Here is a 19,131-nt window from a genome sequence, read left to right on the forward strand (position 1 = left end):
GCCGTCTTTTCTAGGAACGGTACTTGATCACTCTGTAGTTGAATTGACGAAAATTACGTTTGGGATATCGCCACCAAGCGTTTGTGCTGGCTAAGGTTTACCCGGGATGCCGTATTTGCGCAGGCGGTGGGCGATGGCCGTGTGCGAGGTTTGCAGGCGGCTGGCCAGTTGGCGGGTCGAGGGGTAGCTGACGTAGAGTTTTTCCAGCAGCGTTTTTTCGAAGGATTCGACCGCTTGTTCAAGGCTGTCGACATCGCTGTCCGTCTGCCGCGCCACCGAGGTGCCAGCGATGTCGAGGTCGCCAATATCCACCAGGCTGCTCTCGCAAATCGCCGCCGCGCGGAAGATCACGTTCTGCAATTGCCGCACGTTGCCCGGCCAGCGATTGCCGAGCAGCGCCGGGTAGGTCCCTGGTGCGAGGCGGCAGACCGGGCGCTGAATCTGCGCGCAGGCCTGCTGCATGAAATAGCGCGCCAACAGCAGAATGTCCTGGCCGCGCTCACGCAGCGGCGGCACTTCAACGTTGAGTACGTTGAGGCGATAGAACAGGTCTTCGCGGAACAGCCCTTCGCTGACCATTTTCTCCAGATCACGGTGGGTCGCGCTGAGGATGCGCACGTTGACCTTCACTTCGCGATCACCGCCCACGCGGCGGAAGCTGCCGTCGTTCAAGAAGCGCAGCAGCTTGGCCTGCAAGTACGGCGACATCTCGCCGATTTCATCGAGAAACACCGTGCCCTGGTTGGCCAGTTCCATCAGCCCCGGTTTGCCGCCACGCGCCGCGCCGGTGAAGGCGCCGGGGGCGTAGCCGAACAGTTCGCTTTCGGCGAGGTTCTCCGGTAGCGCTGCGCAGTTCAACGCCAGAAACGGCGCGCTGTGCCGCGCACTGATCGCGTGGCAGGCACGGGCGACCAGTTCTTTGCCGGTCCCGGTTTCGCCTTGAATCAGCAGCGGTGCATCGAGGGCTGCTACACGCTGCGCGCGGGCCTTGAGGGTGCGGATCGCCGGGGATTCGCCAAGCAGTGCATCGAACCCTTCAGCGTGGTCGTGGTGCAGTGCCGAGAGTTGTTCACCGATACGGTTCGGTTGATACAAAGTGAGCAGGGCGCCAGCGTCGGTGATCGGCGTGGCGTCGAGCAACAGGGTCTGGCCGTTGACGGTGATTTCGCGCAGCGGCAGGCGGAAGCCGTGTTCGAGCAAGGTGTCGAGCAGGGCCGGATCGTTGAACAGTTCAGAGACGCTTTCACCCGCCGGCTCACGACCGTACAACGCGATCAACGCCGGGTTGGCCAGCAGCACCTTGCCGGCGCTGTCGAGCGCGAGTACCGGGTCGGTCATCGCCGCCAGCAAGGCATCGAGCTGCAAGTGCCGACGCTGGCCGGGGAGGATGTCGACCACGGTCACCGCTTCCACGCCGAGCACGCGGAACAATGCATCTTTCAGTTCTTCGAGCACTTGCGGACTCAAGGTCGGCGCATCGATGTAGACGTTCGGCGGGATCATCTCCACCGCATCCAGATTGAGATTGCGCCCACCGAGAATAGCCAGGACTTCCTGGGTGATGCCGACGCGGTCGATGAAACTGACGTGGATACGCATGGGGCGGTTCAGTGATCTGTAGAGCGGAGGGTGGCAAGTATGCCTTGGGGCGGGCTAATGGTGAAATCTGTGTCCTGCGCTGATCGTTCCCATGCTTCGCGTGGGAATGCATCCCGTGACGCTCTGCGTCACAGCGGACGCGGAGCGTCCGTGGCGGCATTCCCACGCAGAGCGTGGGAACGATCGATGTGAAAAATCCAGGTTACTCAAAATGCTCGGGATTGACCGGATCCCCGGATTGCATATTCAACTTCTGCCGAATGTCTTCAAACATCAGGTCGTAATGCTTGTGCACCGAGCCGATCTGGCTGTGAGCCTTGGGAATCCCGTACTTCTCGGCGATGCGGGTCACGTCACGGGCGAAGTTGTAAGCCTCTTCCTTGGGCAGGAAAAACGTTTCCTTCATGTCCTTGCCCTGCATGCTGCCATGCAGGGTGAACTGTATTCCTTTGCCTTTCGAAGGATCGGTAAACACTTCATAGTCGAGGTGTACGTTGTAATTGACGTCATCGTCGGTCAACGCGTGCCGCTCGATGTGCAAGTGACCAGGTTCGAATTGGGCCATGGTTTTCTCCTTTCAAGGCATGGGAGAAGGGCAGACCTTCGGTCTGCCCCCGGAGTTTCTAATTATCGGTAAGTGATGCCCGGCTTCGCGGTGGTCACACGCGTACCGGCCGTGCCCTGGACGATGGCTTCGATGTCCGCCAGCGAACCGATCACCGCGACCTTGCCAGTATGGCGCGCGAATTCGCAGGCTGCCTGCACCTTCGGCCCCATGGAACCGGCGGCGAAACCGAGGCGTTCGAGTTCATCCGGGTGCGCTTCGGCAATGGCTTTCTGCGTCGGTTTGCCGTAATCGATGAACGCCGCGTTGACGTCCGTGGCGATCACCAGCAGGTCGGCTTCCAGTTGCTCGGCGAGCAGTGACGAGCACAGATCCTTGTCGATTACTGCCTCGATGCCTTTGAGGTTGCGGTTCTCGTCGTACATGGTCGGGATGCCGCCGCCCCCGGCGCAAATAACGATGCTGCCCTTGTCCAGCAGCCACTTGATCGGGCGGATTTCGAAGATGCGTTTTGGCCGTGGACTGGCCACGACACGACGGTACTTATCGCCATCCGGGGCAATCGCCCAGCCTTTTTCGGCGGCGAGTTTTTCCGCTTCGGCCTTGTCGTAGACCGGGCCGATCGGCTTGGTCGGGTTCTTGAAGGCGGGGTCGTTGGCGTCGACTTCAACCTGGGTCAGCAGGGTGGCGAACGGCACTTCGAAGTCGAGCAGGTTGCCCAGTTCCTGTTCGATGATGTAGCCGATCATGCCTTCGGTTTCGGCGCCGAGCACGTCCAGCGGGTAAGGGGTGACGGAGGTGTAGGCCGCCGCTTGCAGCGACAGCAGGCCGACTTGCGGGCCGTTGCCGTGGGCGATGACCAGTTGGTTGCCGGCATGGATCTTGGCGATTTGCTCGGTGGCGATGCGGATGTTGGCGCGCTGATTGTCAGCGGTCATCGGCTCACCACGGCGGAGCAGGGCGTTACCGCCCAGCGCTACGACGATACGCATAATGCAATCCTTTCAGAATTCGATGTTGATCGTTCCCACGCTCTGCGTGGTAATGCCGCCACGGACGCTCCGCGTCCGCTGTGACGCAGAGCGTCACGGGATGCATTCCCACGCGGGAGCGTGGGAACGATCATGGATCAGGAGAACCTGATCATCCAGTTACAGATCAGCGAGGGTCGAGACCAGAATCGCCTTGATCGTGTGCATGCGGTTTTCCGCTTGCTCGAAGGCGATGCAGGCTGGGGACTCGAACACGTCGTCGGTCACTTCGATGCCGTTTTTCAGGTGCGGATACTGTTCGGCAATCTGTTTGCCGACCTTGGTATCGCTGTTGTGGAACGCCGGCAGGCAGTGCATGAACTTGGTACGCGGGTTGCCGGAGGCTTTCATCAGCTCAGCATTGACCTGGTACGGCAGCAGTTGCTGGATACGCTCGGCCCAGGCTTCCACCGGCTCGCCCATCGACACCCAAACGTCGGTGTGGATGAAGTCGACGCCTTTGACGGCGGCTTTCGGGTCTTCAGTCAGGGTAATGCGTGCGCCACTTTCTTCCGCATATTTGTGGCAACGCTCAACCAGATCATCCAGTGGCCACAAGGCTTTCGGCGCGCAGATGCGCACGTCCATGCCGAGTTTGGCGCCGACCAGCAGCAGCGAGTTGCCCATGTTGTTGCGCGCGTCGCCGAGGTAGGCGTAGCTGATTTCATGGATCGGCTTGTCGGCGTGTTCACGCATGGTCAACACGTCGGCGATCATTTGCGTCGGGTGATATTCATCGGTCAGGCCGTTGAACACCGGTACGCCAGCGAACTTGGCCAGCTCTTCGACGATTTCCTGTTTGAAGCCACGGTACTCGATGGCGTCGTACATGCGCCCCAGCACGCGGGCGGTGTCTTTCATGCTTTCTTTGTGACCGATCTGCGAAGAGTTCGGGTCGATGTAAGTGACGTTGGCGCCTTGGTCATACGCCGCCACTTCGAAGGCGCAACGGGTACGGGTCGAAGTTTTTTCAAAGATCAGGGCGATGTTGTTGCCCTTCAGGTGCTGTTGCTCGGTGCCAGTGTATTTGGCGCGTTTGAGGTCGCGGGACAGGTCGAGCAGGTAACGCAGCTCACGTGGGGTGTGGTGTTCCAGGCTGAGTAGGTTACGGTTGTGAATGTTAAAAGCCATGATGGATCTCCTTCGGTGTCGGTTATCCCCCTGGCCGCACGTTGTAAGTGTCGGCCAGGGCTCAGAGGTTTAGTAATCGATCGGGTCGCGGATGATCGGGCAGGTCATGCAGTGGCCGCCGCCACGGCCTCGGCCCAATTCACCGGCGCTGATGGTGATGACTTCCACGCCGGCCTTGCGCAGCAGGGTGTTGGTGTAGGTGTTGCGGTCGTAGCCGATAACCACGCCCGGTTCCACCGCCACCACGTTGTTGCCGTCGTCCCATTGCTCGCGTTCAGCGGCGAAGCTGTTGCCGCCGGTTTCCACCACGCGCAGCTTCGGCAGGTTGAGGGCTTTGGCCACGGTGTCGAGGAAGGTGCCTTCTTCGCGGCGGATGTCGATGCCGCCCTGTTTGCTTTCATCTGGTCGTAGGGTGAACGCGACGATCTGGTTGACCACCTCAGGGAAAATCGTCACCAGGTCGCGGTCGCAGAAGCTGAACACGGTGTCGAGGTGCATCGCCGCACGGGATTTCGGCAGGCCGGCAACGATGACTTTTTCCACGGCTTTGTTCTTGAACAAGTTCAGCGCCAGTTGGCCGATGGCCTGACGAGACGAGCGTTCGCCCATACCGATCAACACCACGCCGTTGCCGATTGGCATGACGTCGCCACCTTCAAGGGTGGAGCTGCCGTGCTCCTTGTCCGGGTCGCCGTACCAGATTTCGAATTCGGCGTTGGTGAACTGTGGGTGGAATTTGTAGATGGCGGTGGCCAGCAGGGTTTCCTGACGGCGCGCTGGCCAGTACATCGGGTTCAACGTCACGCCACCGTAGATCCAGCAGGTGGTGTCGCGGGTGAACTGGGTGTTCGGCAGCGGCGGCAGAATGAAGCTGGAGTGGCCGAGGAAGTCGCGGAACATCTGGATGGTCTTGCCACCGAAGCTGTCCGGCAGATCATCGGCAGACACGCCACCAATCAGGAATTCGGCGATGTGCCGTGGCTCGAGGCTTTTCAGCCAGGATTTGACTTCGTTGATCAGGCCCAGGCCCACCGAGTCGGCGGTGACCTTGCGCTCGAGAATCCAGTCCAGCGCTTCGGGGATGGCGACGATGTCGGTCAGCAGGTTGTGCATTTCCAGCACATCGATGCCGCGCTCGCGCATTTTGGTGACGAAGTCGAAGTGGTCGCGCTTGGCCTGGGCCACCCAGAGCACGTCGTCGAACAGCAGCTCATCGCAGTTGTTCGGGGTCAGCCGCTGATGGGCCAGACCTGGGGAGCACACCATGACTTTGCGCAGTTTGCCGGCTTCGGAATGTACGCCGTACTTAACTTTTTCCGTGGTCATTTCAGATCCTCCAGATAACAAAACAATCAGGGGTTACAGAGTCAGGAAGCCGTCGTAGAGACCGTAGGCAGCCACCAGGGCACCCACGACCACTGCGGCGAAAATCAGCTTCTCGACGTTAGTGAAAATCGGTTGTTTGAGTTCCAGCTTGGCTTTGGCGAACAGGATCGCGCCAGGTGCGTAGAGCAGGGCCGAGAGCAGCAGATACTTGACCCCGCCGGCATACAGCAGCCACACCGCGTAGATCAACGCGATGCCGCCGATTATCAGATCCTTGCGCCGCTCGGCCGCGAAGCCCTCGTAGCTTTCGCCGCGCACCGCCAGCAGCAGGGCATAGGCCGCCGACCACAGGTACGGCACCAGAATCATCGAGGTGGCGAGATAGATCAGCGACAGGTAAGTACTGGCCGAGAACAGCGTGATGATCAGGAAAATCTGCACCATCGCGTTGGTCAGCCACAGGGCGTTGACCGGTACGTGGTTGGCGTTTTCCTTACGCAGGAACTCCGGCATGGTGTGGTCTTTGGCAGCGGCGAACATGATCTCCGCACACAGCAGCACCCACGACAGCAGCGCGCCCAGCAGCGAAATAATCAGACCAACACTGATCAGTACCGCGCCCCAGTGACCGACCACGTGCTCAAGCACGGCGGCCATCGACGGGTTCTGCAGTTTTGCCAGTTCCGGCTGAGTCATGATGCCCAGCGACAGCACGTTCACCAGCACCAGAAACAGCAGCACGGTGATGAAGCCGATCACGGTGGCCTTACCGACGTCCGAGCGTTTTTCGGCGCGGGCCGAGAAGATGCTCGCGCCCTCGATGCCGATGAACACCCACACGGTAACCAGCATCATGTTGCGCACCTGGTTCATCACGCTGCCCAGATCCGGGTTTTTGATGCCCCAGATGTCGGCGGTGAAGATGTCCAGTTTGAAGGCGAACACCGCGATCAACACGAACAGCAGCAGCGGCACGACCTTGGCGACTGTGGTCACGAGGTTGATGAACGCCGCTTCCTTGATCCCGCGCAGGACGAGGAAGTGCACGGCCCACAGCAGCACCGAGGCACCGATCACCGCAGCAACGGTGTTGCCTTCACCGAAAACCGGGAAGAAATAGCCGAGGGTGCTGAACAGCAGAACGAAGTAACCGACGTTGCCCAGCCAGGCACTGATCCAGTAACCCCAGGCGGACGAGAAACCCATGTAGTCGCCGAAACCGGCCTTGGCGTAGGCGTAGACACCGCCGTCCAGGTCAGGCTTGCGATTGGCGAGGGTTTGGAAGACAAAAGCGAGGGTGAGCATGCCGACAGCGGTGATGGCCCAACCGATCAGTACCGCGCCGACGTCGGCGCTGGCGGCCATGTTTTGTGGCAAAGAGAATATCCCGCCACCGATCATCGAGCCGACTACCAACGCAACCAGTGCACCTAGTCGTAGTTTTCCGGGAGCTTCAGACATTGCATGACTCCATTGCAGGAGAGAAGAGATCACAGCGTAGTTCTGTTGTCTGTTCAAACAGCTGACTTAGATCAGTGCATGGTCACATTCCATTGTTAATGAATGACTTAGGAAACCACTACAGGCATAAAGCTGTCTTCTGAAATGCCCGTTCTAGAGGCTTTATGGTGATGTTCTTGGGAATGGCTATTATTACTTTCGAATTATCACGCTAGTTCTTTTTGGCGGTTTGGCAAATTTTCCGCCTCTGTTTTCAGTACAGAATTGATTTATTAGGATCAGCGCACAAAACTGTCTTAGCGTGCTAGGCGTTAGCGTCATCGGCTATATATAAATGGGCGTTTGTTGGCGTTATCTAATAAACGTACTTACTCTTTACCCATTTAGTTAGTTAAGACATAAACCTGTGGTGAGGCGATTTATCCCCGATGGGTGGCGAAGCCGCCCCAAAGCCTCAGAACTCGTTCTGTCTGATACACCGCGCTGACTGGGTCTGGGGCGGCTTCGCCACCCATCGGGGATAAATCCCCTCGCCACAGGGGGGCGGTGCATCTGGGGTTTGGGTGGATCTTGGGGTTTCGGTAGAAATTGAGAATTCGTTGATCAGGAAGGGAGATTTGCATGTCGCAACCGACGCAAAAGCTGCGATTAGGCGCGTTGATCGCCCTGGTGGTGGGGTCGATGATTGGCGGGGGGATTTTCTCGTTGCCGCAAAACATGGCAGCACGCGCCGACGCCGGGGCGATCCTGATCGGTTGGGGCATCACCGCGATCGGCATGTTGACGCTGGCGTTCGTCTTTCAGACCCTGGCCAACCGCAAGCCGGAGCTGGACTCAGGGGTCTACGCCTACGCCAAGGCCGGGTTTGGCGACTACATGGGGTTCTCGTCGGCGTGGGGTTACTGGATCAGCGCGTGGCTGGGCAACGTCGGTTATTTCGTGCTGCTGTTCAGCACCCTCGGGTATTTCTTTCCGGTGTTCGGCCAGGGCAACACGCCGATCGCCATTGCCTGTGCGTCGGTGCTGCTGTGGGCTGTGCATTTTCTGGTGATGCGCGGGATCAAGGAGGCGGCACTGATCAACCAATTGACCACAGTGGCCAAAGTCGTGCCGCTGATCATGTTCATCGTCATCGCCGCCATCGCGTTCAAGGCTGACATTTTTACCCGTGACATCTGGGGCACCAGCAACCCGAATTTCGGCGGAGTAATGGATCAGGTGCGCAACATGATGCTGGTCACGGTGTTCGTGTTCATCGGCATCGAAGGCGCCAGTGTGTACTCGGCGCGGGCGGAAAAACGTAGCGACGTCGGTCGCGCCACGGTCATCGGTTTTGTCGGCGTGCTGGCGCTGCTGGTGTTGGTCAACGTGCTGTCGCTGGGGATCATGAGTCAGCCGGAGCTGGCCAATCTGCAGAACCCGTCGCTGGCGGCGGTGCTTGAGCACATTGTCGGGCCGTGGGGGGCGTTGCTGATCAGCATTGGCCTGGCGATTTCACTGCTCGGTGCCTTGCTGTCATGGGCGCTGCTGTGTGCGGAAATACTTTTCGCCACGGCCAAGGACAAGACCATGCCGGCGTTCCTGAAAAAGGAAAACAAGAACCATGTGCCGGTCAACGCGTTGTGGCTGACCAATGCGATGATCCAGATTTTCCTGCTGATCACGCTGTTTTCGGCGGGCACTTACACCAGCCTGATTTATCTGGCGTCGTCGATGATTCTGGTGCCGTACCTGTGGTCGGCGGCGTACGCGGTGTTGCTCAGCGGGCGCGGCGAAACTTACGAACACGCTACGGCCGAACGCACCAAGGATCTGCTGATCGGCGGCATCGCCCTCGGTTATGCGGTGTGGCTGTTGTATGCCGGTGGGGTGAAGTATTTGCTGCTGTCAGCGCTCTTGTATGCCCCAGGAGTGATTTTGTTTGCCAAGGCCAAGCATGAGGCGGGCGAACCGTTGTTCACCCATGTCGAGAAAGGCATTTTTACCTGCGTGGTCATCGGCGCGGGGCTGGCGGCTTACGGGTTGTACAGCGGTGTGCTGTCGTTGTGAGGTTGTCGCTTGCGTATGCGCCGCCGTATGACTGGGAGGCGATGTTGGGGTTTCTCGCGGCGCGGGCGGTGGTCGGGATGGAGGTTGTGGTCGAGGGTGTGTATTCGCGCAGCATCGGGTTGAACGGTGTTCACGGCACGGTTTCGGTGTGGCTTGGGACGGCGGATGCGCTGGAGGTCGAGTTGGACTTTCCTGATCCGGCAGCGGTGCCCGAGATCGTGATCAGGTTGCGGCGGATGTTTGATCTGGATGCTGATGTGGCGTTGATGCAAGGGCATCTGGCGAATGATCCGTTGCTGGCGCGGTTGATCGCCGAGCGCCCGGGGGTGCGGATTCCTGGGGCGTGGGATGGGTTGGAGTTGGCGTTTCGCGCGGTGCTCGGGCAGCAGATTACGGTGGTGGCGGCGATTCGTTTGGCCGGGAAACTGGTTGCGCAACATGGGGTGACGCTGGATTCGGGCGTGCCTGGATTGACCCATGTGTTTCCCGAGGCGGACGTGTTGGCAGCGGCAGATCTGGCAGCGCTGGGCATGCCGAAAAGTCGTGGGCGCACGCTGTCGGGGGTGGCGCAGGCGTTGCTGGAAGAACCTTCATTGTTTGAACCGAATCGCGAGGGTGGCGTGGCACGGCTGCTGGCGTTACACGGGGTAGGCGAGTGGACGGCGCAGTACGTTGCGTTGCGGCAATTGCGCGATCTGGATGGGTTGCCCCATGGCGATGTCGGGCTGCTACGGGCACTGGAAGTGTTGGAGGGCGTGCGACCGACAGCGCGGGATTTGGCTTTGCGCGCTGAGGCCTGGCGGCCTTATCGAGGGTATGCGGCGCAGCTTTTGTGGACGTCTTTGAGCCGCTCGGACTGATCCGAATGTCGCTTGGTCAATTCAGGCCTCATCGCGAGCAGGCTCACTCCTACAGTTAACCGCGTTCCTACTGTTGGAACGCGGTCAACTGTAGGAGTGAGCCTGCTCGCGATAGCGGTTTAAAATTCACCACTGAGGTTGGTGGGAACCCAAGTCCGTGGCAGGCAACGCCCACTGCAACGGTGTGCCGCTGATCTTCACCGGCACCCGCAACCGATGCGCCGGGCCCCATGGGGTCTGTTCCACCAGCACCTGTTGATCCTGCTCATCCTCGGCACGCAGCGCTTCAGTTGTGCCCGACCCAGACTCAATCAACAACTTCGCCGTACGCGCCAGCGACAAACGCGCCGAGCCACTGCGACCATTGCGCAAGCGCTCGGTCAGCAACTTGAGCGCACTCGCCGCCAGCAAATACCCCGTCGCATGATCCAGCGCCTGCATCGGCAACGGCGTCGGTTTATCGGCCTGCTGCCAACGCTGCCCGGCCTCGGCGATGCCGCTGCTCATTTGCACCAGGCTGTCGAAGCCCCGGCGGTTCTGCCAGGGGCCGCTCCAGCCGTAGGCATTGAGGCAAACGTCGATCAGCCCCGGCGCCAGTTGGCGGCGGCGTTCTGCGCCGAAACCGAGATGCTCCAGTGCGTCGGCGCGATAGCCATGCAGCAGGATGTCGGCGTCTTTCAACAAACTTTCGAACACCGCTCGATCCGCCGCAACCTGCAGATCCAGTCGCGCACAGCGTTTACCCAAGGTCATTTCCGGGACGACACCGGGCTCATTCCAGGTCGGCGGATCGATGCGCAAAACTTCCGCGCCGAGCCCCGCGAGGAAACGACTGGCGGTAGGGCCGGCGAGCACTCGGGTCAGATCCAGGACCTTGATCCCGGCCAACGGCTGGGCGACCGAACCTTGCCACGGTTTGGCGTGTTCAGCCTGATCGCAGATCAAGTGAACGAGTGGCTCGGCATTTACCGCCATCCCTTGCGGATGCTGTTGCCACTGCGCCCAACTGCGCATTTCGGCGGCGCAACCCTTGGCCTCGACCACGGCGTGCTCCAGATCCGTACTCGCCCATTGCGCGACTTTCGCCGCCATCACCGTTCGGTCAGCGCATGCGCCGAGCACGCTTTCAGCAGCGGCGCGATGGTGCGGGGCATTGGTGTGCAGGCGGATCCAGCCGTCTTTCGTTGCATAGTCACCGGCAATCGGATCCCACAGCGGTGGCACTTGCCAGCCGCTCGGGCGGAGAGAGCTGGAGAACCAGAACGAAGCCAATCGACGGTCGACTGCAATGGCCGGCAAATAACCGGTCTGCTGCTGGATCAATTCGCTGACGGCCTGAGCGGCAGCGGCGATGCTCGCGCACGCAAGGTAAGTGACGGCGAACGCCGAGGGCAGGGCGCCGTGATCGGTGAACGGAATTGGCGTGTGCGACAAGCCGAGTGCGGCTTGAATGGACGTGAGTAAATCAGTCATCGAAGGCCCTCCGGAGCGAGAGGGCGATGATAGTGCAAAACAATCCCGAGTCAGATGAAATCCCCGATTGCAGGGTTGCCACTTGACCCTGTGGGAGCTGGCTTGCCAGCGATAGCGGAGGGTCAGTCAACAATGTACTGACTGATCTGCCGCCATCGCTGGCAAGCCAGCTCCCACAGGGTTTGCGGTGATTTTCGCTAGGTGTTTATACGCGGAACTGGTCCATCAATTTCATCTGCTGGCTCGCCAAGGCATTGAGCTGGCTGCTGATCGCGGCCGATTCAGTGGCCTGGCCGGTCAAGGTTTCGGTCACGGTACGAATCGCCGAAACGTTACGGTTGACCTCTTCGGCCACCGCGCTCTGCTGCTCGGCGGCGCTGGCGATTTGCAGGTTCATGTCGCTGATCACCGTCACCGCGTCGCTGATCTTGCCCAGCGCATCCACCGCCTGACGAATCTGCCCGGCGTTGTTGTGCGCCTGGGTCTGGCTCGAATGCATGGTCGCGACCACGCCACGGGTGCCGGTCTGGATGCGTTCGATCACTACGCGAATTTCTTCCACCGAATCCTGCGTGCGTTTGGCGAGGTTACGCACCTCGTCGGCGACCACGGCGAAACCACGCCCGCTCTCACCGGCACGGGCCGCTTCAATGGCCGCGTTAAGCGCCAGCAGGTTGGTCTGTTCGGCGATGCTGCGGATCACTTCCAGTACCGAGCCGATCTGCTCGCTGTTGACCGCCAGCGCTTCAACTTCAGTCACCGCTTTGCTGACTTCATCGGCCAGTTGGTTGATGTCGCGGGTGCTGCGCTCGATGATCGACATGCCGTCCCTGGCCGACTGATCGGCACCCTTCGCAGCATTGGCCGCGTTCGAGGCGCTGTTGGCGACGTCGTGGGCAGTGGCGCTCATTTCGTTGGAGGCGGTCGCAACCTGGTCGATTTCCCGGAACTGCACCTGCATGCCTTCGCTGGTCTGGCGGGCGATTTCCGAGGACTGGTCGGCGGTGCCGCGCGCTTCGGTGATGCTTTGTTTGATCTGCGCGATGGTCGGTTGCAGCTTGTCGAGGAAACGGTTGAACCAGTTGACCAGTTCGCCGAGTTCGTCCTTCTTGCTGTAGTTCAGGCGTTGGGTCAGATCGCCTTCACCGCTGGCAATGTTCTTGAGCATTTCGGCGACGCTGTTGATCGGCCGGGTGACGCCGGACGCGGTGAGCCAGATCAGCAACAGGCCAATCACGCCGGCCACGATGGCAACCAGCAGCGCGGTGATCACGCCGGTTTCCTGTGCGTCGTCGAGCACCGCTTGCAGCTTGACCGAATCGGCCAGCAGCACTTGTTTCGGCAGGTCGATGACCACGCCCCAGGCGCGCGCATTGCCGATCGGATCGACTGGATACACCGCACGGATCAGATCGCCCTGTTCGATGATTTTCGGCGTGCCGGAGGCGAGCAGTTGCAGTACATCCTGGCCGTTGGCGCCGAGGGTGTCGTTGATCTTTTTGCCGACCTTGGTCGCGTCCGAACTGTCGGCACCGAGCACGCCACTGCCGGAGACGATCAGCATGTGCCCGGCGTTGTTGAAGAGGTTGCGTTGCGACTCGACAGCGGCTGCTTGCAGGGCGTCGAGGGCGATGTCGACACCGACCACACCGATGGCCTTGCCGTCGACGATCAGCGGCACGGAAATGGTCGTCATGAGCATTTCCTTGTTGCCCACGGTGTCGGCGTACGGGTCGAGCAAGCAGGTGCGTTTGTTGTCGCGAGGGCAGGTGTACCAGCTGTTGTACGGCGTGCCGCTGACGCTGAGGGTAGTTTTGGTCAGGTCTTCTTCGACCATGATCGTGTTCAGCGAGGAACCGGCGGCGCGACTCCAGTACGTGGCGAAACGCCCGGCTTCGTTGGACTGGCGTGCCGCATCGTTGGCGAATTCACTGTCCTTGCCGTCGAGACCGTTCGGTTCGAACGCGAGCCAGATGCCGAGCACCTTGTCGTTGCGCTCGAAGGCGGTTTTCAGGCTCAGGTTCAACTCTTCACGCAGGGCACCGGCGTCCAGTGAACGCTTGGCGGCCATCACCCGCATGTCCTTGATCTGATCCGCCAGCGCGGTGATCACCAACAGGCTTTCACCAAAGGTCTTCTGCACCCGCACCGCTTGTTCGGCGGCCTTGGCTTGCAGCAGATTCTGCACACTGGCGGTGAGCAACTGGTTGCTGGAGGTGCTGACCAGTTCGTCGTTCTGGTTGGTCTGGTAGATGTTCATGCTGACGATCAGCGCGACCACACCGAGCAGGCACAGACCGGAGAGCAAAACGATTTTCAGGCGAATGGACAGAGAGTCGAACATGGGGCGATCTCGCGAATGAATAAACGGGTGGCTGGCGGACATTAACTATCCGGTTCGCCAAATCCATTCAGCGCCATTTAATGCTCATCGGCGCGAGGCGAGAGGGCATGAGCCGGCTACCGACGAACGGTCATCGCTAAACGTTTGCGCAGGGGAAAGTGCTGGAAAAGGCAATAATTTCAGGGATGTTTCAGTGGGATGAATACGATGTGTCTGAGTGTGAGGAGGGGAAAGCTTTTGTGGCGAGGGGATTTATCCCCGATGGCCTGCGAAGCAGGCCCAAATCCTGAAAATGGGTTCTGTCTGACAGATCAGGGTTATCTGCACTGTGGCTGCTTCGCAGCCAATCGGGGATAAATCCCCTCACCACAGAATCCCCTCACCACAAGAGTTCTTCGCACAGAAACTCGGTGTGGCTTAAACAGGAATGGTTTCAGGGCGCGACCAGATCCACAGGTTGCCCAGACTCATCCCGGCAATCGCCAGATAAACCGGCCAGCCGTGATCAAGCATCACCAGCATCAACGTCGCGCAGAGCAGCATGCTCACCGTCGCACTGACCTTGGCCTTGCGCGCGATGATCTTGCCGTTGCGCCAGTTACTCAGAATCGGCCCGAACAGCCGATGGTTTTCCAGCCAGGCACTCAGGCGCGGCGAGCTGCGGGTCGCGGCCCAGGCGGCGAGGAGGATGAACTCGGTGGTCGGCAGGCCGGGCACGACAATGGCGATCAGGCCGATGCCGAGGCTGACGTAGGCCAGAAGGCCGAACAGCACGCGGGCGAGTTTTGAGGAGGCGGGTTGCGGCATGGGCTCAGCGGATTGCTTCTGAAGCGGAATGGAGATCTTACAGACTTACGCGCCCCCCCTGTAGGAGCTGCCGCAGGGGGATTTGTGTGGCTCAGGCGAGTTCGGCTTCGCTGGCGTAGGCCTGTTCCAGCAGCACGGTGAAGCGGTTGAACGCGTCGATCGCGCCTTGCTCCACTTCGGCTTCTTCTTCAGCACTGAACTGCAGCGAGTCGAGGGTACGCACGAAACGCTTCCAGCCTTCGGCACGACCACCTTCGGGCTCACCGAGGTGACGGGCGCCGAACGTTTCGCTCAGCTCCAGCGCCACGGCACGCTTGATCAGGAACGCTGCGCCGAGCTTCGAACCTTCGGACACAAAGATCCAGCCGAGTGCACGGGCCTTGCTCGGGTTTTTCACCGCGCCGGCGACCGGTGCAGGGACTTCGGTGTCGAGGTCGGCGAGGTCAGCCTTGGCCGCTTCGGCGCGGCAACGCGCGGACAGGTCAGGCACGATCGCGGTCAGTTCGGCATCGTTGTACAGGTCGACCAGTTCTGACTGGAACAGGTACTGCGCGACCACGAAACGGGCGAAGTTGGCGCGGGTCTCGAACGGCGCATGCGCCTTGACCAGCGCATCGAGCTTGCTGTGCGGCTCGTTGGTGATCTGGTTCAAGCGCTGCGAACGCAGGGCAGGGCGTTGTTCGGTGTCTTGAGCGGTCATGACAAATCCTTGAGAAATTGAGGCGCTTGCTAACGAGACGAACCAGCCAGCGAGCGAGCGTAAAAAAACCTCACGGGGCGGTGCATGAACACGCGCCGTGAGGTTTGCCGGATCAGATGTCCCAGACCAGATTGATCGCGAAGTTGCGGCCCGGTTGGGTCAGGCGATCAAGGTTGGCCGGCTGCGTAACCGAGGCTTCGCCGACGCTGTCGTAACCGCGCACGTCATCCCACTGCCAGTATTTCTTGTCGGTCAGGTTGTAGAGACCGGCGTTGACGGTCACGTCGTCGGTAACTTTGTAGAAGCCAGCCAGGTCGAGCACGCCATAACCTGGGGTCTTGAACTGGGTGCTGGTGCCGTCCGGCGTCTTGAACATGGTGCTGTCGACACGATCCTTGCGCTTGACCAGCGTCCAGCTCAGCAACGCACCGTATTTGTCCTGGTCATAACCGAGACCGAACACGCCGGTCAGCGGGTTGACGCTGTTCAGCGGCTGACCGCTGTCGTCATTGCGGCCATACAGGTACGCCATCGAGCCTTGGGTGTAGAGGCCGGTCGGCGCGCCAAAGGTGTCAAGGTTCAGGCGACCCTTGAGCTCAACGCCTTTGATGGTGGCGTGTTTGATGTTGTTGCTCTGGAACGTGGTCTCGCTGTAGCCCGGAGTGATCGCGTTTTCATCGATGAAATCACGGTACTTGTTGTAGAACACCGCAACATCGAAGGTGCCCGCTTCAAACTGGCCACGCAGGCCGGTTTCATAGCTTTTGCTTTTTTCCGGTTCAAGATCCGGGTTCGGCGCGACCTGGTAGCCGCCCGCGAGGTTTTCAAAGCGACCGTACAAGGCCTTGGCGGTCGGCGTGCGGAAGCCTTCGGCGTACTGACCGTACCAGGTGTAATTATCGTTGAAGCTGTAGGTCGTACCGAACTTCGGCGACAGACGATGCCAGGTTTTTTCCTTGTCGCTGACTTGACCATTACCGCTCTGGTCGGCAGTGGCGAGGAACTCATCGGTGATGTGCGGCTTGAGTTGGGTGTAGTCGTAGCGTGCGCCCGGCAGGAACGTCCAGTTGCCCCAACTGATCTGATCCTGCGCGAACAGGCTGTAGCTGTTGATGGTCGGATCCGGGAAGTCGCTGGCCGGTTTCAGGGTGTCGGCGGCGCTTGGCGCACCGATCACCCGGCAGGCGCCACTGACGGTCAGGCAGGTGCCGTTGCCGGTGCGCAGGCCGGTGACTTTGTCCTGCTTGATGGTCGTGCCGTAGGCGATGGTGTGATCGGTGTCGGCGATGGCAAACGACTTGTCAGCCTGCGCATCGAATACCCACTGGCGGTCCTTGTAATTGGTGTCGCGGTTACGCAGCACGGTGCGCGACGGCGCGTAGATTTCCTGGGTGCTTTGATCGGTCTTGGCGATCTGGTAGTTAAGCGACCACTTGATGTTGTCGGCCAGCGCAGTGTCCAGCGCGAAGCGGTGTTCCAGACCAAAACGCTCGCGGGTGACGGTGTCGTTGCCGGTGCGCGCCTTGTAGAAACCAAACCCGCGTCCAGCGTTGAACGGGCCACCGACGGCGCTCAACTGGTTGGTGTCGCGGTCGTCTTTGTAGTGTTCGTAGGTCAGGCCGAAGCGCGCGTCGTCAGCGTAGTTCCAGCCGAGTTTGGCCAGCACGTTGGTGGTGCGCACGTCTTCCGGGTTGGCCTCGGTGCGGTTCAGGCCGGTGCCACCGGTTTCGCCGTAGGACTCGGTTTCGTGACCGTTGCGCTGGCTCAGGTGCAGCAAACCGTCGAAGTCACCGGTGCGGCCGGCAACAGTGCCGGAGGTCAGCCAGCTGTCATCGGCCGAGCTGTAACCGGTTTTCAGCCGTGCGCCGACGTCCTGGCCAGGCTTGATGATGTCGTCCGGATCGAGGGTGTAGTAGCTGACGGCGCCGCCAATCGCATTGCTGCCGTACAGCACCGAGGCCGGGCCACGGAGAATTTCGACGCGTTTGACGATTTCCGGGTCGACGTAATTGCGGTTGGTCTGTGCGTAAGGGCCGTTGAAAAAACTGTCCGGCACTTGCACGCCGTCGACCTGGGTCAGGACACGGTCGCCATCGATACCACGAATGTTGTAGCCGGTGATGCCGGCACGCTGACCGGCACCGCCCACCGAAACGCCCGGCTCGTAACGCACCAGATCCTTGATCGAATTGACGTTGTTGCGATCGAGATCCTCACGGGTCTGCACGCTGACGGTGGCCGGCACGCTGCTCACCGACTGTTCCTGACGCGTGGCGCTGATGGTCACCTGATCCAGATTAAGGGTGCCGCTGGCGTTGCGTTTTTCCAGCACAACGTTGTTGTTGCTCAGCTTGCGGAAGCTCAGGTTGGTCCCCACCAACAGACGCTCGAGGGCTTTTTCCGGTGGCAGCGAACCGCGCACGCCCGGCGACGATACGTTCTGCCCCAGTTCCGCCGGCAAACCGACCTGCCAGCCCGTCACGGCGGTAAAGGCATTGAGCGCCGACACCAGCGGTTGCTGACTGATGGAGAACGAGTAATCACCCATGTTGCGCGCCGGTTGCTCGGTGGCAGCCATCAGCGGTGCGGTGCCGGCCATCAGAATGGCAGCGGTCAGCAGCGACAATACGCGGGAAGGGGATGAGGTCTGGCGGGTAAGGCGTGAGGACATCGATAGCGCTCCGTGTCGCACGAATCTTTATAGGTGCTGATTCACTTCCGAGGATGCGAATCAATTGCATTGGCTATAACGAGACGAACGGGCTTCGGCTATCGAGTAAAAATAATTCTCATTTAGTTCAAGATCACCAGCGCCGGGAATTCCTGCAGGCGCGCCGAGGTGATGTGGGCGAGGGAACGAACGACGTCGAGCGGCTGATCGAGGCGGTAATTGCCGGTCACGGCGACGTCGGCCAACTGCTCGTTGGTGTTGATGATCCAGCCCGGGTAGTAGCGGCGCAGCTCGGCCAGCACTTGATTCAGCGGACAATTCTCGAACACCAGTCGGCCCTGAACCCAGGCCAGATCGGTCGCTGCATCGAGTTTGGCCGGGCGATCAAAACCGTTCGGGCCGATGCGGATGCTTTCGCCGGCCGACAAGCGCACGCGGGCATCGTTATGGGTCGCGCGCAAATCGACATCGCCGCGTTGCACGTTGACCTGCGTCACGCCATCGAGATAACGCACGGCGAACGCAGTGTCACGCACGCTGGCCTTGACCGGGCCGGCATCGATTTCCAAGGGCTGAGTGCGGCTGCCGGCGATCTCGAAATACGCTTCGCCCTGATACAACCGCGCGACACGCTGTTGATCGTTGATGGTGCTGGAGAACGCCGAGTTGGTGTTGAGCAGGACTTTCGAGCCGTCCTCCAGTTGCAGGCGCTGACGCTCGCCCACCACCGTCAAATGATCGGCCTGCAGGCGCATTGGCAAATTGCTGAAACTGAACAGACCGAGTACCAGCACAGCGGCCGTGGCCAGTGGTTTCCAGTGCGGGCGCAGACGCTTGAGGAAGGTGACCTTGGCCGGTTTCGCCGCGAGGCTTTGCGCGCATTGAACCACTAACGGGCCGTCCCAGATCGCTTGCGCCTTGGCGAACGCTTCAGCATTCAACGGATCCGCCGCCAGCCAGGCATGGAACTGCCGGGTCTGCTCCTCGTCCGGGCTGCCGAGCACGATGAGCCAGTCGAGTGCCTGGTCCATTGCGTTTGCAGCGTCCTGCGCCGAATCCGGCGAAGGCGAGCGGTGGGTGTCCGTCACGGTGTTTCCTCAGGGCTTCTGGCGAA

At 60.4% G+C, this 19,131-nt stretch carries 14 protein-coding genes and 1 pseudogene; 2 read left to right on the forward strand and 13 right to left on the reverse strand.

Annotated features, from left to right (window positions below; all coding sequences use genetic code 11):
* Nucleotides 1-90: 90 nt before the first annotated feature.
* From ACZZ0B_RS03645 to arcD (ACZZ0B_RS03670), 6 genes are all read right to left on the reverse strand, one after another.
* Nucleotides 91-1,599, reverse strand: a complete 1,509-nt coding sequence (locus tag ACZZ0B_RS03645; protein ID WP_463544388.1) for a sigma-54-dependent transcriptional regulator — start codon at nt 1,597-1,599, stop codon at nt 91-93.
* 202 nt (nt 1,600-1,801) lie between these two features.
* Nucleotides 1,802-2,164: a DUF5064 family protein gene (locus ACZZ0B_RS03650; RefSeq protein WP_158831189.1), complete on the reverse strand. Its 363-nt coding sequence runs from the start codon at nt 2,162-2,164 to the stop codon at nt 1,802-1,804.
* A 62-nt stretch (nt 2,165-2,226) separates the two neighbouring features.
* Nucleotides 2,227-3,156 (reverse strand): carbamate kinase, encoded by a 930-nt coding sequence (gene arcC / locus ACZZ0B_RS03655; protein ID WP_401241947.1) that lies wholly within the window; start codon nt 3,154-3,156, stop codon nt 2,227-2,229.
* Nucleotides 3,157-3,315: 159 nt separating this feature from the next.
* Entirely contained in the window at nt 3,316-4,326 is a 1,011-nt protein-coding gene (locus tag ACZZ0B_RS03660; protein ID WP_008086805.1) for an ornithine carbamoyltransferase, read from the reverse strand.
* Between the two features lie 69 nt (nt 4,327-4,395).
* Nucleotides 4,396-5,652, reverse strand: a complete 1,257-nt coding sequence (gene arcA / locus ACZZ0B_RS03665; RefSeq protein WP_008086806.1) for an arginine deiminase — start codon at nt 5,650-5,652, stop codon at nt 4,396-4,398.
* Between the two features lie 33 nt (nt 5,653-5,685).
* A complete protein-coding gene (gene arcD / locus ACZZ0B_RS03670) occupies nt 5,686-7,113 on the reverse strand; it encodes an arginine-ornithine antiporter (RefSeq protein ID WP_008086807.1) in 1,428 nt (475 codons plus the stop codon).
* A 621-nt stretch (nt 7,114-7,734) separates the two neighbouring features.
* Here arcD (ACZZ0B_RS03670) and arcD (ACZZ0B_RS03675) point away from each other — a divergent pair.
* Both arcD (ACZZ0B_RS03675) and ACZZ0B_RS03680 read left to right on the forward strand, forming a co-directional pair.
* On the forward strand, nt 7,735-9,162 hold the full coding sequence (gene arcD / locus ACZZ0B_RS03675; RefSeq protein WP_463544389.1) for an arginine-ornithine antiporter: 1,428 nt from the start codon (nt 7,735-7,737) through the stop codon (nt 9,160-9,162).
* Nucleotides 9,159-10,022, forward strand: a complete 864-nt coding sequence (locus tag ACZZ0B_RS03680) for a DNA-3-methyladenine glycosylase family protein (protein WP_463544390.1) — start codon at nt 9,159-9,161, stop codon at nt 10,020-10,022. The genes arcD (ACZZ0B_RS03675) and ACZZ0B_RS03680 overlap by 4 nt, the downstream gene beginning before the upstream one ends.
* A 126-nt stretch (nt 10,023-10,148) precedes the next feature.
* Here the strand turns inward: ACZZ0B_RS03680 and ACZZ0B_RS03685 are convergent, their stop codons facing one another.
* The 7 genes and pseudogenes from ACZZ0B_RS03685 to ACZZ0B_RS03715 all read right to left on the reverse strand — a co-directional run bounded on the left by ACZZ0B_RS03685 (nt 10,149) and on the right by ACZZ0B_RS03715 (nt 19,105).
* Nucleotides 10,149-11,495 (reverse strand): CoA transferase, encoded by a 1,347-nt coding sequence (locus ACZZ0B_RS03685; protein ID WP_463544391.1) that lies wholly within the window; start codon nt 11,493-11,495, stop codon nt 10,149-10,151.
* A 205-nt stretch (nt 11,496-11,700) separates the two neighbouring features.
* A complete protein-coding gene (locus ACZZ0B_RS03690; protein ID WP_440094767.1) occupies nt 11,701-12,456 on the reverse strand; it encodes a methyl-accepting chemotaxis protein in 756 nt (251 codons plus the stop codon).
* A 102-nt stretch (nt 12,457-12,558) separates the two neighbouring features.
* A pseudogene (locus tag ACZZ0B_RS03695) lies at nt 12,559-13,881 on the reverse strand (methyl-accepting chemotaxis protein); the annotation flags it as partial.
* Nucleotides 13,882-14,256: 375 nt separating this feature from the next.
* Nucleotides 14,257-14,646: a YbaN family protein gene (locus ACZZ0B_RS03700; protein WP_463544392.1), complete on the reverse strand. Its 390-nt coding sequence runs from the start codon at nt 14,644-14,646 to the stop codon at nt 14,257-14,259.
* A 91-nt stretch (nt 14,647-14,737) separates the two neighbouring features.
* A complete protein-coding gene (locus tag ACZZ0B_RS03705; protein WP_463544393.1) occupies nt 14,738-15,346 on the reverse strand; it encodes a biliverdin-producing heme oxygenase in 609 nt (202 codons plus the stop codon).
* 112 nt (nt 15,347-15,458) lie between these two features.
* Nucleotides 15,459-18,017 carry a TonB-dependent receptor gene (locus ACZZ0B_RS03710; protein WP_463544394.1) on the reverse strand — a complete coding sequence of 853 codons (2,559 nt, stop codon included), beginning with the start codon at nt 18,015-18,017 and terminating at the stop codon, nt 15,459-15,461.
* 122 nt (nt 18,018-18,139) lie between these two features.
* Nucleotides 18,140-19,105 carry a FecR family protein gene (locus ACZZ0B_RS03715; RefSeq protein ID WP_158832207.1) on the reverse strand — a complete coding sequence of 322 codons (966 nt, stop codon included), beginning with the start codon at nt 19,103-19,105 and terminating at the stop codon, nt 18,140-18,142.
* Nucleotides 19,106-19,131: the final 26 nt, after the last annotated feature.

Source organism: Pseudomonas sp. AC247 (assembly GCF_979258015.1).

Coding starts and splice junctions, on each gene's coding strand:
- ACZZ0B_RS03685 (WP_463544391.1), bottom strand. CDS start 11,495: ATGACTGATTTACTCACGTCCATTCAAGCCGCACTCGGCTTGTCGCAC.
- arcD (WP_008086807.1), bottom strand. CDS start 7,113: ATGTCTGAAGCTCCCGGAAAACTACGACTAGGTGCACTGGTTGCGTTG.
- ACZZ0B_RS03705 (WP_463544393.1), bottom strand. CDS start 15,346: ATGACCGCTCAAGACACCGAACAACGCCCTGCCCTGCGTTCGCAGCGC.
- arcA (WP_008086806.1), bottom strand. CDS start 5,652: ATGACCACGGAAAAAGTTAAGTACGGCGTACATTCCGAAGCCGGCAAA.
- ACZZ0B_RS03645 (WP_463544388.1), bottom strand. CDS start 1,599: ATGCGTATCCACGTCAGTTTCATCGACCGCGTCGGCATCACCCAGGAA.
- ACZZ0B_RS03650 (WP_158831189.1), bottom strand. CDS start 2,164: ATGGCCCAATTCGAACCTGGTCACTTGCACATCGAGCGGCACGCGTTG.
- ACZZ0B_RS03660 (WP_008086805.1), bottom strand. CDS start 4,326: ATGGCTTTTAACATTCACAACCGTAACCTACTCAGCCTGGAACACCAC.
- arcD (WP_463544389.1), top strand. CDS start 7,735: ATGTCGCAACCGACGCAAAAGCTGCGATTAGGCGCGTTGATCGCCCTG.
- arcC (WP_401241947.1), bottom strand. CDS start 3,156: ATGCGTATCGTCGTAGCGCTGGGCGGTAACGCCCTGCTCCGCCGTGGT.
- ACZZ0B_RS03690 (WP_440094767.1), bottom strand. CDS start 12,456: ATGCAGGTGCAGTTCCGGGAAATCGACCAGGTTGCGACCGCCTCCAAC.
- ACZZ0B_RS03700 (WP_463544392.1), bottom strand. CDS start 14,646: ATGCCGCAACCCGCCTCCTCAAAACTCGCCCGCGTGCTGTTCGGCCTT.
- ACZZ0B_RS03710 (WP_463544394.1), bottom strand. CDS start 18,017: ATGTCCTCACGCCTTACCCGCCAGACCTCATCCCCTTCCCGCGTATTG.